11 protein-coding genes are annotated in these 13,649 nt (G+C 66.1%); 7 read left to right on the forward strand and 4 right to left on the reverse strand.

Translation table 11 applies throughout. The annotated features are described in order from the left end of the window. Positions 1-6: 6 nt before the first annotated feature. Positions 7-885 (forward strand): alpha/beta fold hydrolase, encoded by an 879-nt coding sequence (locus tag EIK80_RS13945; protein WP_125157604.1) that lies wholly within the window; start codon positions 7-9, stop codon positions 883-885. Here the strand turns inward: EIK80_RS13945 and EIK80_RS13950 are convergent. Both EIK80_RS13950 and EIK80_RS13955 read right to left on the reverse strand, forming a co-directional pair. Then, positions 882-2,438: a sodium:proton antiporter gene (locus EIK80_RS13950; protein WP_125157605.1), complete on the reverse strand. Its 1,557-nt coding sequence runs from the start codon at positions 2,436-2,438 to the stop codon at positions 882-884. The two genes, EIK80_RS13945 and EIK80_RS13950, sit on opposite strands and share 4 nt — an antisense overlap. A gap of 92 nt (positions 2,439-2,530) precedes the next feature. Continuing rightward, on the reverse strand, positions 2,531-2,827 hold the full coding sequence (locus EIK80_RS13955; RefSeq protein WP_125157606.1) for a putative quinol monooxygenase: 297 nt from the start codon (positions 2,825-2,827) through the stop codon (positions 2,531-2,533). A gap of 256 nt (positions 2,828-3,083) precedes the next feature. Between EIK80_RS13955 and EIK80_RS13960 the strand changes: the two genes are divergently transcribed. The 5 genes from EIK80_RS13960 to EIK80_RS13980 all read left to right on the forward strand — a co-directional run bounded on the left by EIK80_RS13960 (position 3,084) and on the right by EIK80_RS13980 (position 8,114). After that, positions 3,084-4,124 carry an aldo/keto reductase gene (locus EIK80_RS13960; protein ID WP_233586623.1) on the forward strand — a complete coding sequence of 347 codons (1,041 nt, stop codon included), beginning with the start codon at positions 3,084-3,086 and terminating at the stop codon, positions 4,122-4,124. Between the two features lie 126 nt (positions 4,125-4,250). After that, a complete protein-coding gene (locus EIK80_RS13965) occupies positions 4,251-4,664 on the forward strand; it encodes a GFA family protein (protein WP_125157607.1) in 414 nt (137 codons plus the stop codon). Positions 4,665-5,023: 359 nt separating this feature from the next. After that, the gene (locus EIK80_RS13970; RefSeq protein WP_125157608.1) at positions 5,024-5,455 is read left to right on the forward strand and encodes a heme-binding protein; all 432 of its coding nucleotides are present in this window, start codon (positions 5,024-5,026) and stop codon (positions 5,453-5,455) included. Positions 5,456-5,842: 387 nt separating this feature from the next. Further along, entirely contained in the window at positions 5,843-6,799 is a 957-nt protein-coding gene (locus EIK80_RS13975; RefSeq protein ID WP_125157609.1) for an alpha/beta fold hydrolase, read from the forward strand. Positions 6,800-6,899: 100 nt separating this feature from the next. Beyond that, positions 6,900-8,114 carry a PQQ-dependent sugar dehydrogenase gene (locus EIK80_RS13980; protein WP_199743476.1) on the forward strand — a complete coding sequence of 405 codons (1,215 nt, stop codon included), beginning with the start codon at positions 6,900-6,902 and terminating at the stop codon, positions 8,112-8,114. A 121-nt stretch (positions 8,115-8,235) separates the two neighbouring features. Here the strand turns inward: EIK80_RS13980 and EIK80_RS13985 are convergent, their stop codons facing one another. Both EIK80_RS13985 and EIK80_RS13990 read right to left on the reverse strand, forming a co-directional pair. After that, positions 8,236-8,904, reverse strand: a complete 669-nt coding sequence (locus tag EIK80_RS13985; RefSeq protein WP_125157611.1) for a type 1 glutamine amidotransferase domain-containing protein — start codon at positions 8,902-8,904, stop codon at positions 8,236-8,238. A 326-nt stretch (positions 8,905-9,230) separates the two neighbouring features. Beyond that, a complete protein-coding gene (locus tag EIK80_RS13990; RefSeq protein WP_158624686.1) occupies positions 9,231-9,872 on the reverse strand; it encodes a DUF2490 domain-containing protein in 642 nt (213 codons plus the stop codon). Positions 9,873-10,480: 608 nt separating this feature from the next. On the opposite strand from EIK80_RS13990, the gene EIK80_RS13995 reads away from it, so the two are divergent. Continuing rightward, positions 10,481-13,597: a TonB-dependent receptor gene (locus EIK80_RS13995; protein ID WP_125157613.1), complete on the forward strand. Its 3,117-nt coding sequence runs from the start codon at positions 10,481-10,483 to the stop codon at positions 13,595-13,597. Positions 13,598-13,649: the final 52 nt, after the last annotated feature.

The raw sequence follows: 13,649 nt of genomic DNA on the forward strand, positions 1-13,649 counted from the left end.
GCCCTGATGACCCGCGATTCTGTCCGTTACGAGATCACCCTTCGCCGCGCCGAGGTCGACGGTGTGTCGGTCTTCTATCGCGAAGCCGGCGATCCCAGGCGACCCACGATCCTCCTGCTGCACGGTTTTCCGTCCTCCTCGCACCAGTTCCGCGATCTCATGCCGCGACTGGCCGACCGATACCACCTGGTCGCGCCCGACCTTCCTGGTTTTGGCTTCACGACCGCGCCGCTGAACTTCGACTACACCTTCGCCGGCCTTAGCCGGACCCTGGGCGCTTTCGTGGACGCCCTGGGTCTCAAGCGCTATGCGCTCTACATCTTCGACTACGGCGCCCCGGTGGGGCTGCGCCTGGCCCTGGAGCGGCCAGAGGCGATCAGCGCCATCGTCTCGCAGAACGGCAACGCCTATGAGGAGGGACTGAGCGAAGGCTGGGGGCCGACCCGCGCCTTCTGGGCCGATCCCTCATCGGCGCATCGCGAGGTCATGCGCGGCATGCTGACGCTGGAGACGACCCAGTGGCAGTACACGCACGGCGCGCCGCAAGACGCGCTGCTGGCTCCGGAGGCCTACTGGCTGGACGCGGCGCTGATGGCGCGCCCCGGCAACGACGAGATTCAGCTGGCCCTGATCGCCGATTATGCCAGCAATATCGCGCTCTACCCGCGCTTCCACGCCTATTTCCGGGATCGCCAGCCGCCGCTCCTGGCGGTCTGGGGGGCCAAGGATCCGTTTTTCCGGCCCGAAGGCGCGCGAGCCTTTCGCCGCGACCTTCCCAAAGCCGAGGTCCATCTGCTTGAAGCCGGTCATTTCGCCCTGGAAACCCATGCGCGCGCCATCGCCGGCCTCATGGTCGACTTCTTGAGCCGCCATGGCGGCGGCTAGTCTTCCTCGATGTGACGCTGGGCGTCGTCGCCGAGGGCGACTTCGGTGAAGTCCAGCTCCTCCTGAAGGATCAGGAAGGCGTCCGGTCCGATCGCATGGCTTCGACGCAGCGCCTCCAGCGCCACGCGCTGGCGACGCATGGCGGCCAGGCCCATGCATCGCCAGGTCTCGAAGGGCAGGTTGGGCGGCGGTCCGATCGCGTCCAGGGACGGCTCGGTCACACGGCGGGTCTGCAGGGCGTAACGCCAATAGTTGGCGGCTGGACCGCGTGCGGTCTCCAGGTCCGCCAGCGCCGCCTCGGCCATCGCCGCCCGCGTCGCGCCCAGTTCGGCCTTTAGATCCGTCTCGCCGTCGAGCCGCAGCAGACGGATTAGCGGCGCGAGGCTCAAGCCCTGGATGACGAGGGTGGCCAGAACCACCGCGAAGGCGGCGAGCACGATGAGATCACGCTGCGGAAAGTCGCGGGGGAGGGCAAAGGCGGTGGCCAACGTCACCAGGCCCCGCATGCCACACCAGCCGATCAAGATCCCTTGACGCAGGGTGGCCGGCTCTAGATTGCCGCGGGCGAACCGAAAGCGCGCCGCGACCCGGTTGTAGACCAGCAGCCAAGCCATGCGCACAACGATCACGCAGGCGACGACGCAGGCGGAAAACTGCAGAGCCTCGATCAGTCGCGCTTGCGGCATAGCGGTCACGATGGTGCGCGCCTGGAGACCCATCAGCAGGAAGGCCAGGACGTTGAGCAGGAAAACCGCCGTGTCCCAGACCGCGAAGCTATGGATGCGCGCACGGGGCGGGGTGGTCGCCTCGGTCATGCGGGCGATGGCCATGCCGAAAGCGACCAGACAGAGGATGGGCGAAAGCTTCAGGCGCTCGGCGATGATCCAGACGCCCAGGCTGGAGACGAATTCCAGTAGATTGCCGCCCAGGGTCCCGGTGACATGAGGCGTCAGCCAGCCGAAGACGTGGGCCAGGACGATGCCCAGCACGATGCCGCCTGGCGCGGCGAGGCCGATCTGGAGGACCAGGGGCGGGTCCAGCGCGCCGCGCGCGTGGATCGCCGTGGCCGCGCTGAACAGCAGCAGCGCCGAGGCGTCGTTGAGTAGGCTCTCGCCCTTCAGCACCATCACCGACCGGCGTGGCATGCGCACTTGGCTGAGAACCGCGGTCGCGGCCGCCGCGTCCGGCGGCGCGACGATGGCGCCCAGCGCCAGGGCCGCATAGACGGGCAGTCCGGCCATCGCCACGCCGAGTATCGCCACCGCGCCCGTCGTCAGGAGCACGGCGATCACGACCAGCGCCACGAGCGGCCGCCAGAACCTGCGGATGGCGTCCAGCGGAAAATCGAAGGCCGCGTCGACCAGGACGGGCGCGATGAACAGCGCTAAGGCGGTATGCGGATCCAGCCTGATGCTGGGCGCGCCCGGGATCAGGGCAAGGCCGACGCCGGCCGCGGCCAACATCGCCGGATATGGCGCGGCGGCGCGGCGAGAGATCTGTAGCAGGATGATCGCTAGCGCGAGCAACGCCACCAGGCTCTCAAAGAAGGTCATGTCGCGCCCCTTGCCTCCGGCGCCGGCGCGCCGCGGCGATCCCCCGCGCCCCCACGGGGCCTAGCGGTGTTGACGCGCGCCGTCATCGGCGTTCAGGCCACGTCGATCGGATGGGCGACGACAGCCTGACGGTCGGCCAGATCACCGATGCGGGAGAGATAGTCCTGGAAGTGGGGGGTGGCGCGATGGGCCGTGATCGCCTCGTCGCCGGTGTAGAGCTCATCCAGAACGAAACGTCGCGGCTCGTCGCGATCGCGCCAGACCTCGTAACTGACATTCCCAGGCTCTGAGCGACTGGCCGCCGCCAGATCCCGCAACAGGCTTTGCAGCGCCGCCTCCTGGCCTGGCTTGGCGACGAGGAAGGCGATGGTCTTGGCTTGCACGCCCATGGCGGTCTCCCTTTTAGGATCGATCGAGCTTATCTGGGGCGATCGCGTTTGGCGGCCTTAAGCGCGGTTAAATTGCGTGAAGCCCAGGCCGAGGCGTGCTTGCCCGTCGCGTTCAGGGGGACCAGGGATCGGAGCCGGCTTACGATCGCGCGACGTCGCGCGACGGACTTGACGGTTCTTGACGTCGTTTAACCAGCGCGATCAGCCAGCGCCGACAATAGTGGCGTATCAAAGGACGCCGCAACGGACCCCCATCATGTCGCTCGACCTCATCCTGTCCAACATGTCGCTCGACCTTATCCTGCCCAGCAGGCTGGGGTTTGGCACCGCTCCGCTCGGCAACATGTTCCGGGATATTCCCGAAGCCGAAGGGCTGGCCACCGTGACCGCGGCCTGGGACGACGGAATCCGCTATTTCGACACCGCGCCGCTCTATGGGGCCGGGCTCGCCGAATTGCGGCTGGGCAAGGCCCTGGAGGGCAAGCCGCGCGACGCCTACGTCATCAGCACCAAGGTCGGGCGGCTGGTCCTCGACGAGATCGAGGACGTCAGGGCCCGGAATCTCGGCGAGAAGGGCGATGTCTTCAGATATGGCCGCCCAAACCGGATTGTGAATGACTACTCGGCCGACGCCACCTTGCGCTCGATCGAGGCCAGCCTCGAGCGTCTCCGCACCGACCGTATCGATGTCGTCTGGGTGCACGACGTCGCCCAGGATTTCTACGGCGACGATTGGCTGATCCATTTCGAAAGCGCCCGCCAGGGCGCGTTCAAGGTGCTGGATCGATTGCGCGACGAGGGGGTGATCAAGGCTTGGGGTCTTGGCGTCAACCGCGTCGAGCCGATCGAGATCCTCCTGGCGTTGGAACACAATCGCCCGGACGGCTTCCTGCTCGCCGGCCGCTATAGCCTGTTGGATCATCGCCTTGCCCTGCAGCGCGTCATGCCGACCTGCGCCGAGCGGGGCCTGGGTATTGTCGTCGGCGGTCCCTACAGTTCCGGGGCCCTGGTGGGCGGCCCGAACTTCGAATACGCGCCGGCGCCACCGGCCATTCTGGAAAAGGTCGCCCAGATCAAGGCGCTGGCCGACGACTACGGGGTCAGCATGAAGGCCGCCGGCCTGCAGTTTTGCCTGGCCAACCCAGCCGTCGCGGCGGTCATTCCTGGCGCAAGCCATCCTGGCCGCATCGCCGAGGACCGCGCGGCGCTGGAGGAGGCCGTGCCTGACCCGTTCTGGCTGGAGCTGCGCGCGGCGGGCCTTGTGGATCCGGCCGCGCCGCTTCCAGGCCTCGCCTGATCCGGCGAGGTCCAGCGTTCACTTAATTTTACGCCTTATAACGCTGCGGCGCGAGACTTTGGGACATCATAGGCGGGACCTGAGGGCGGAAAGGCCTTCGAGCGGAAAGGCGATGGAGGCGATGGGATGACCAAGAAGCACACGGCGCGATGCGCCTGCGGATCGGTGACGTTCGAGTTCGACACAGATCCGGACTTCATCGCCGTCTGCCATTGTCTCGACTGCAAGAAAGCCTCGGGCGGCGAGGCCGCCGTCTGGTTCGGCGTTCCCAACGACGATTTCACCCTGACCGGCGGCGAGACGCGGGCTTTCGGCTATGTCGCCGACTCCGGCGGCAAGCTGGACCGCAACTTTTGCCCGACCTGCGCGGCTCGGCTCTACACGAGCAACCTGACGAGCTTTCCTGGCCTGACCTTCGTCCAGCTCGGCAGCCTCGATGACCCGACCGGCATCGCGCCAAAGCTCGAAATGTTCGTCAAGCGGCGGCTGCCCTGGGTGAAGCCCTTGGATCTTCCCCAATTCGAGGGCATGCCCAGCTGAGCGCCTGCGGCGTTGGCCCAATAAGGTCGGCGGCGCTGCCTCGCGGGCCCGCCGCGTGCTCAAACGGACCTCGCCAACCTTGATCACCGCCGCCGAAAGCGGACGAAGCCCAGGAGGGTCAAGGCGACTAAGGCTGGCCACGCCGGTCAAGCTCGAGAGCGTCGCGCCTTGGGCCTTTCGCACGGTAAATTTTGGTTAAACGCCGCCGAGCATCCGCGGGTCATCGACCCGAAAGTCATGGCGCAAGTTGGCCCGCCGCCGGCCGACTTGGCGCCTTCACGGCAATTTGCCGGTTTTAACCCGCCCAACATCCTTGGCCGCCGTAGCGTGGGCGAAGAGATCGACGGAGGCGAGATCCCATGCCCAGACGTCTGGAGAGCCTGACCTTGTCGGACGCCAAGCTCATGCTGGCCGCGGGGGAAGCCAAGGCCCAGGCCCTGGGGCTGCCCTACAACATCGCCATAGTCGATGCGGGCGGGAGTCTCATCGCCTTCGTTCGCCAGGATCAGGCCTTGATCGGCTGCATCGACTTGGCGATCAGCAAGGCTACGACCGCGCGCCTCTTCGACAAGCCCACGAGCCTGATCGGTGAGCTGGCGGCCCCGGGCCATCCGCTGTTCGGCATCGGCCTGAGTAACGGCGGCAAGGTCGTCACCTTCGGCGGCGGACTGACGGTGGTCTCCGAAGGCGCCGTCATCGGCGCGGTCGGGGCCAGCGCGGGGACGGTCGAGGAGGATGTCGCCGTCGCCCAGGCCGCCGTCGAGGCGCTGAGCGCGCGTAGTCCAGGCTAGCGCCCCACGCGAATAGACCGGATTTAACCGCCGTACCTTGGGGAATGATCCTAAGGTTCCGGACATGGGGCGGCTTCGAGCTCGAAGTCATCGCAGGCATCCCGGCCTGTGTTCCCCTGTCGTTTTTCGCTCGGTGAGACGACCCCGGACATCGGCTTGATTTGGCGAAACATCCGCTTCGAAGGGAACCGCCTTGGCCAGGGCCGGAGTGCTGATCACCGGGATCCTGGCGCGGGGGCGTCGACCCCCGCACGCGATCCCACGCCCACGCCCGACGGCCGGGCGCCCGGAGCCCACCACCGCCGCGCGGGGCCGACCGATCGCCGGCGCGCTTCTCCAACCCGCCGCCACGACCTCGTGGCGCGCCCAACGCACAAGGACACCCTCATGATCCGATCGATCCTCGCCGCCGCGTTCGCCGCCAGCCTCCTGGCTTCGCCGGCCGCGTCGCGCGCCGCGCCCCCCGCCTCGACCATTTCGGTTCCCGTGGTCCACTATCGCACCGCCACCATCGACGGTGTGAAGGTGTTCTACCGTGAGGCGGGCCCTGCCGACGGCCCGGTCGTGCTGCTGCTGCACGGCTTTCCGTCCTCGTCACACATGTTCCGTAACCTCATCCCGCTGCTCGCCGACAAGTATCACGTCATCGCCCCGGACTATCCGGGCTTTGGGCAAAGCGATGCGCCGGACCATACGCAGTTCGCCTACACCTTCGCCCATGAGACCGACATCGTGGACGCGTTGGCCGCCAAGCTCGGCGCGCGGCGCTACGCGATCTACGTCATGGATTACGGCGCCCCGATCGGCTATCGCTTGGCGCTGAAGCACCCTGAGCGGATCAGCGGCCTGATCGTCCAGAACGGCAACGCCTACGACGAGGGGCTCAAGGAGGCCTGGGCGCCGATCAAGGCCTATTGGGCCGACGGCTCTCAGGCCAAGCGAGACGCGCTCGGCTTCCTGGTGACGCCGGAGAACACCAAGTTCCTGTATACCGACGGCATGGGCGATGTTTCGCGCATCAGCCCGGACAATTGGGTGGTTGATCAGGCCGCGCTCGACCGTCCCGGCAACCGCGACATCCAGCTGGACCTCCTCAAGGACCACGCCAGCAACGTGCCGCTCTATCCGGCCTTCCAGAAGTTCTTCCGGGATCGTCAGCCCCCGACCTTGATCGTCTGGGGCAAGAACGACAAGGTCTTCGCCGAGGCTGGCGCCCAAGCCTATCTGCGCGATCTGCCCAAGGCCGAGGTGCATCTCCTCGACAGCGGCCATTTTGCGCTGGAAGACCGCTTGTCAGAAATGGCCCCGCTGATCCGCGACTTCCTCGACCGCAAGGTTCGATAGCCGGCGACCCTAGGGGCCGAGCGCGCCAGTCTACGCCCCGAAGCCATCGCGGCGCTGAAGCGTTCTGGTCGAGACGGCCGTGGTCCAGAGGAGACTGATGATGAAGCTTGCGACCCTAGCGGTGCTGTCGGCCGTGCTCTCGAGCGCCGCCCAAGCCCAGACAAATGTCGGCGCCAAGGCGCCTGAGGCCAGCCTGCCCTTCAAGCTTACCCAGGTCGCAACCTTCAACAAGCCTTGGCGCATCGCGTTTCTGCCGGACGGCAGGATGCTCGTCACCGAAAAGCCGGGCGCGCTGTGGCTGGTCACACAGACAGGCGAGAAGACGGTGGTCGCCAACCCGCCGCCGGTGGTCGCCGACGGCCAGGGCGGACTGCTGGGGGTTTTCCTATCGCCTCGCTATGCGACCGACCATAGCGTCTACCTCACCTATTCCGCGCCCGGAGAGGGCGGCTCGAGCCTCGCCCTGGCCCGAGCAAGGCTTGAGCTTGGTCAGGGGCGGGCGAGCCTCGAAGACCTCAAAGTCATCTGGCGCGACGGCGCGGGCGGCCAGGGCGGCCAGTTCGGGGCTCAGGTCGCCTTTTCGCCGGACGGTCGGCTGCTCTACCTCACCGTCGGCGAGCGCCAGCGCATGACGCCGGCCCAGGATCCCAACCAGCCGCTGGGCAAAATCCTGCGCCTGACGCTGGATGGCGCCCCGGCCCCCGGCAACCCGATGGCGGGAAAGACCGGCGCGGCCAGCGTTCCGATCATCGACCCGCCCGAGGACACCGAGAAGGCCAGGACCGCGCCGGTGATCCGCACCTACACGTTCGCGGGCCCCAACCTCTCGCCGGCCGAAACCTGGAGCGTCGGGCACCGCACGCCCTACGGCCTGGCCTTCGCCCCCGATGGGCGGCTGTGGGAGATCGAGCATGGGCCCAAGGGCGGGGACGAGCTCAACCTGATCGAGCCAGGCAAAAACTACGGCTGGCCGCTGGTGTCCTACGCTGTCAACTACAATGGCGTACCGATCCCGAGCCCGGACACGCGCCCAGACCTTCAGAAGCCCGTGCTTTACTGGACGCCGGTCATCGCGCCGGGAAACCTCGTCTTCTATCGCGGCGCGATGTTCCCGCAGTGGCGGGGATCGGCTTTCACCGGGGGCCTAATCAGCAAGTCCCTCAACCGGATCGTCATAGACGGCGCCGGCGCGACGGCGGCCGAGCGATGGGAGGTGGGGCGCCGGATCCGCGATGTCGAGATCGCGCCCGACGGCGCGCTTTGGCTGCTGGAGGACGAGAGCGCCGGCGGGCTTATCCGCGTGACGCCCAACTAGGCCTTACCAGCGGCGCGTTGGCGCGCGCGAAGGCCATTGGAGCACCGACGCTGTGACGGCATCGGCTGGAGCGCCCCGGCCCGTTGCAGGGCGGGGCGCGCCGGCGTGTTCGAGAGGCGACCTAGCCGCCGAGCGCGGCGAGCAGCGCCTTGCCGAGCGGCTCGGCCGAGTTCGGATTTTGGCCGGTGATCAGGCGACCGTCGACGACGACATGGGGCTGCCAGTTGTCCGCCGACGAATAGTCGGCGCCTTCCGCCCTCAGGGCTTCCTCCAGTTCATAAGGGACGTCCTCGCGGGCGTAGTCGAATTCTTCCTTCGTCGAAAAGCCGGTGACCTTCTTGCCGCGCACGAACGGCGCTCCGTCGCCCAGATCGACGCCCAGCAGGCCGCACGGGCCGTGGCAGACGGCGCTGACGATCTTGCCGGTGGTCCAGGCGCGCACCACGGCCTTCTTGACGTGGGCGTTGCGCTGGATGTCCACCATCGGGCCCAGGCCGCCGGGGATCAGGATCGCGTCGTAGTCGGCGGCGTCCACCTCGGAAAGCTTGCGGCTGCGGTTGAGACGGCGAAAGGCCTTGCTCTCGAAGAACGCCTTCTGGGCGGGATCGGCCTCGTCATAGGCGTCGTAGGGGGTCCAGCCGCCCATGGGCGAGGCGAACTCAATGGCCACGCCGGCCGTGTCCAGGACGCCGAACGGGTGGGCGACCTCGGCGAAAAAGAAGCCGGTCTTGCGATTGTGTGGCCCGATCACCGGGGCATTCGTGACGATGAACAACACGTGCTTGGTCATGATGACGCTCCATGGTCGAGAGAAGAGGCTCTCGGCCAGATCGTAGGCGCGGGGCTTTCGGCTCGGCGGTAAAGAGAGGTTAAGTGATTTGAATCGCTGTATCTTTTGAAAGGTCGCGCCCCAATCCGGGTCAATCGCACGCGATCTCACTATGCCTCGCGACGCGTCAGGACTGGGGGCGGTGTCGGCTTTGGATGTCGGGCGCCGACGCCGCTGCGGGTCTCCGTGCGGCCGCGACCGGCGATGGCGGAGGGCCATTTGGGGGCCTTTTGACCGCCGGTTCGAGACAACGATCAGCGCCGGCTTTAGGCCTTTGTCAGATGGCCTCAGCGCCTGACGGTGATCCAGATGGCCGCGGCGTTGATCTCAGGATTGGGGCCGGGCTGGAAGGTTGTCTGCCTAAGGTAGCCGGGTTCGATCGCAACGCCGCGCGCGAAGGGCACATGCACGCCGACGAAATTCAGCATCAGCCCCGGCCCGGCGCCGCCGGCCCACCGCGTATCGCGCAGTTCGTGGAAGTACTCGTTCCACAACACGACGCCGACGCCGGCCTTGCCGATCGGCGCATCAAGGCGGGTCAGTTGCCGAAGCCGCAAGGACATCCCGCGCTGGCCGCCGCGATAGCGCTCCTCGAGTTGCGTCCGCGAGGTGACAGCGCCGCCGCGCCATTTGAGCGGCTGCTGAAAATCGAGCTGCTCCACGGCGCGATGCTCGGTGAAGTCGGATCCGCCCGAGTCCACGTGGGTCCAAACGTAGCCGCCGCCGAGCATCATCTGGTCGCCGAGCCTGGTCCGCGCCACGATCCGAACCAGCTCGCGCGCGGGCGATGAGGTCCCGGTAAGCTGCGTGAAGCCGTCGACCTTCAACTCGGATCGGGGCGCAAGCGGCGTGATCAGCGAGAGGTTGACCCAGGCCTGGTCGTCATGGTCCGCGGCGCGGGCTGAGCGCCCGGGGGTCAAGGTCAGCAACACACAGCCGGCCAGACAACCGGCCGCGCGTCTCAGCGCCGCCCTCCGCGCCAGTCGATGTGAAAAGGTTGGCGAAGCGTTTCGACTGGAGCTCATGGCCGGTTCCCATCGGTGGCGACACCCATGGCTTACCGGGTTCTGTCCGGAACCCGCGGTTAAACGAGGTCAAGCGTCGGCCTTGGCGTCTGGGGTTGCGAAGGTCGCGCTCGTCGTGGGCGATTGAGGATCTCGCCGATCGCGTCGACGCCGAACCGGACAGCGGCCATGGCGCGAAAGTCGTTGTCGTCACGGTGGTCGCCGATGGCCTTCAGGCCCTTGGACCACGGCTATCGAGGTCAGGAAGGGCGCGCTTGCGGATCCGCTCAGCCCAGACCTTAGGCGGGAGGATCCAAGTCTTGGTGGTAAAAAGAGGTAAAGCGTTTGGCTGGGCTGAGCGAACGGGATGTTTTCAAAGGTTGGCTTGAAGTAACGTCACGGGTGGGGACGTTGGGCGGCCTTAGGCTAGGCATCCGCCTGTCGGGACACAACTTCATTTGCGGGCTCGCTGGGAGCGGTTCCTGCAGCTCGGCGCTGGCCCAACCGGGAGGCGCCTCACGACGGAGGTCGCTTTGGGGGAGCGGTGGCGTTGGATATCCGCTCTTGTCGCGGCGACCGGTCTTGGCGACAGCGGCGGCCGCCCCCTTGCTCGAGAGGCGATCGCGCGGACGATCGCCAGCTTTTTCTTGGCGTCACTGGCTTTGATACCTTCGCCCGCGTGGTGTGGGCGGCAAGTCGACTTCGTCATTCCGCCCGGTCCGCTTGACCAAGCGCTGATCCGCTTCTCCCACCAGGCCGATATCGCTCTCGCCTTCGACCCAAAGATCGCCGACGGACGCCTTAGCCCAGGCCTTGCGCGGCGCTTCGACGCTGAAAACGGGCTGCGACGGCTGCTTCGTGGTTCAGGCCTTGTCTTTCGGCGGCTTCCACACGGCGGTTACGCCATTGTCGACTCCCATCAGGACGTCGCGGCGCCGTTGTCCAAGGACGGGAGAGGGGAGGCGCCCACCACGGTGCCCGAACTTCTGGTCATCGCCCGCAGAAGTCTGAACGCGGACATTCCCCGCAGTCGAGACGATATCCAGCCCTACCAGGTGACGACGGGAGATGATGTCGCCAACGCCCAGGCGGCGACGATCGAAGACTTCATGCGCTCGCGCTTGACCGATAACACCCAGGCTGTCGCGCAGTCTCAGACGCCGACGCTGAATTTTGGCTCTTCTCGCTCCACGATCGACCTTGGCGGCTTTGGCGAAAGCCAGACCCTTGTCCTGGTCGACGGCCGCCGATTGCCAAGCGTTCCAAATCTTGGCGCATTTCTACAAGCGGACCTGAACGCCATCGCGCCCGAAATGATCGAACGCATCGAGGTGCTCACCTCCAGCGCTGGCGGCATCTACGGCCCCGGCGCCATCGGCGGGGTGGTCAATGTCGTGCTCAAGCGCCGGTTCGAGGGCCTCGACCTGACCTCGACGATCGGGCTCAGCGATCACGGCGACAGCGGCCGCTGGCGGCTCAACGCGCGGTGGGGCGGCGCGTCGGCGTCGGGTGCGACCCGCGTGACGGTCAATCTCGACCATGCCCAAGACCAGGGCCTGAGGATAGGCCAGCGGTCTTTCATTCACTCCGCTCTGGACGGACTGCAACCGGTCGCTGCGAACATCAACATCACCCCTTTCTTCGCCAATCTTGCGTTCGTCAACGGCCCGACCTTGACGTCCGACATCACGTTCCTGCCGCTGTCGACCGGTCTGGGCGCAGGCGGGCGCGAGGCCCTAATCGCCAATGCGGGGAAATACGACAGGACGATCCCTCCCGACGGGAGCGGCGCCCTCAAGAGCATGCTGCCGCGAACCAAGACGACCGCGGCCCTTCTAAGCGTCCATCACGATTTCACCTCCCGGCTCGAAGGGTTTGTTGATGTCCTCTATCTGGCGAACAAGGGCGTGACTTCCGTTCCTTGGTTCTCGTCGCAGGACCGGGTCGCCGTCGCGCAGGGCGCCAATGGCAATCCCTTCGCCCAAACCATCTATGTCGCTTTCCCCACCCCGGGGTTCGCGGGGACCTCGAGTACGGAAAATCAGACCTTCCGCGCCACCGTGGGCGCAATTGCCCATATCGGACGCGGATGGAGCACGGACCTGGACTTGACCGCCGCGCGATCGCGCGTTCGGACCGTAGCCTTCAATCCCGCCACGCCGGAAAGCTTCCTCTCGGTGACCAAGGTCAATCTCTTCGAAGGGGCGAACGCGCTCGAGGCGGCCCTGGCCAGCTACAAGCCACTACCTCCCTCGATCGACGTCAAAGAGAACAGCATGGTGGATGCTAACCTGCGGCTGGCCGGCCCGGTGTTCCGGACCGCCGCCGGGGCCACCACCTTAAGCCTGCTCCTCGAGGCGCGGCGCCAGGCCACCCCCACCAACTTCTATGGCACCTTGAGCGACCAGATCGAGCGGGTCTATTCCGGATACGCCGAACTCCGAGCGCCAATCTTTCCCCTGGATGGTCGCTTTGGGCTCGTAAGCGGCCTGGAGCTTCAATTGGCTGGTCGCACCGACTATTTCGACCTGACGATCCCGACCCTGGCCTCGCAGAGCGCGCCGCCCACGCTGCGCCGGACGCAGGACACGAGCACCTTTACGGCGGGTTTCAAGGTCTTTCCCCTTGAAGACCTCATGGTGCGCGCCAGCTATTCGACGGGCTACCTGCCGCCCAATGCGGATCAGTTCCGTCAGGGCGCGGATGGTCCGGTGAGAGATGCGATCTTCTCGGGAAGAACCCAGGACCCGAAGCGACCTGGAGAGCGTCTGCCCAGGTACCTGGTTCGCGAGGGCGGTTCGCCGCTCGGTCCCGAACGCGCCAAGACCCTCTCGACGGGCTTCGTCCTGAAGCCGGCCCGACTTCCTGGTCTGCGCGTGTCAATGGACTATTCGCGAACCGAAAAGACCGATGTGATCGGAGAAATACCCTATGCCTACTACAACAGGCTCTTTAGCCTCGAGGATCAATTTCCCGGCCTGATACAGCGTGGTCCACTAACCGCGGAGGACAGCGCCAAGGGCTACACAGCCGGCCCACTCGTGCTGGTGGATCTGTCTCCGAAGAATTTGGGCTCGTCGCGCACCGACATTCTCGATGTGAACCTCGATCACCAGCAAGAAACGCCTCTTGGAGGCGTTCATCTCTACGTTCACGCGACCTGGCTTATGAATAGCACGCAGCGGGCCTGGGCCTACAGCAAGCCGTATCAGACGATCGGTCGTCTGGAGGGCCCGCTTCCCTTTCGCGCCAACGGGGGCGTTGACTTCAGAAGAGGCGCGTGGATGACGAGCCTGAACGCCCAATTCTATAGCGACTACCGAACGAGCTATCCTGACATCGACGGCGATAATGCTATCCGCAGTGAAATCGCACGCCGATATCAAGGCGCCGACAAGATCGCCTCTCAAACCTTCATCGATGTCTCCCTGGGACGCGTGGCGGAGCCTGGCTCGGCCTGGCCATCAATCCGGCTGGGCGTCAGGAACCTGCTCGGTCAACGTCCGCCTCGGGTGGTGATTCCGTTCGACATGACAGGCTTGGACGTCATCAACGGCATCATCTACGAGGTGGACCAGGGCATGGGCTATAGCTCGTATGGAGACCCGCGAGGCCGCCGGTTCGAGCTTTCGATTTCCAGGCGCTTCTAGGGACGCTGCGGCCCGCCGCCTCGGGGGGAGCTGCCGGAACGAACAGGCTTCC

The organism is Caulobacter sp. 602-1 (assembly GCF_003931565.1).
Lineage (GTDB): Bacteria > Pseudomonadota > Alphaproteobacteria > Caulobacterales > Caulobacteraceae > Caulobacter.

Bases quoted from the DNA above. Each gene is read 5' to 3' on its own strand.
- EIK80_RS13945 (WP_125157604.1), top strand. From the start codon at position 7: ATGACCCGCGATTCTGTCCGTTACGAGATCACCCTTCGCCGCGCCGAG.
- EIK80_RS13950 (WP_125157605.1), bottom strand. From the start codon at position 2,438: ATGACCTTCTTTGAGAGCCTGGTGGCGTTGCTCGCGCTAGCGATCATC.
- EIK80_RS13955 (WP_125157606.1), bottom strand. From the start codon at position 2,827: ATGGGCGTGCAAGCCAAGACCATCGCCTTCCTCGTCGCCAAGCCAGGC.
- EIK80_RS13960 (WP_233586623.1), top strand. From the start codon at position 3,084: ATGTCGCTCGACCTCATCCTGTCCAACATGTCGCTCGACCTTATCCTG.
- EIK80_RS13965 (WP_125157607.1), top strand. From the start codon at position 4,251: ATGACCAAGAAGCACACGGCGCGATGCGCCTGCGGATCGGTGACGTTC.
- EIK80_RS13970 (WP_125157608.1), top strand. From the start codon at position 5,024: ATGCCCAGACGTCTGGAGAGCCTGACCTTGTCGGACGCCAAGCTCATG.
- EIK80_RS13975 (WP_125157609.1), top strand. From the start codon at position 5,843: ATGATCCGATCGATCCTCGCCGCCGCGTTCGCCGCCAGCCTCCTGGCT.
- EIK80_RS13980 (WP_199743476.1), top strand. From the start codon at position 6,900: ATGAAGCTTGCGACCCTAGCGGTGCTGTCGGCCGTGCTCTCGAGCGCC.
- EIK80_RS13985 (WP_125157611.1), bottom strand. From the start codon at position 8,904: ATGACCAAGCACGTGTTGTTCATCGTCACGAATGCCCCGGTGATCGGG.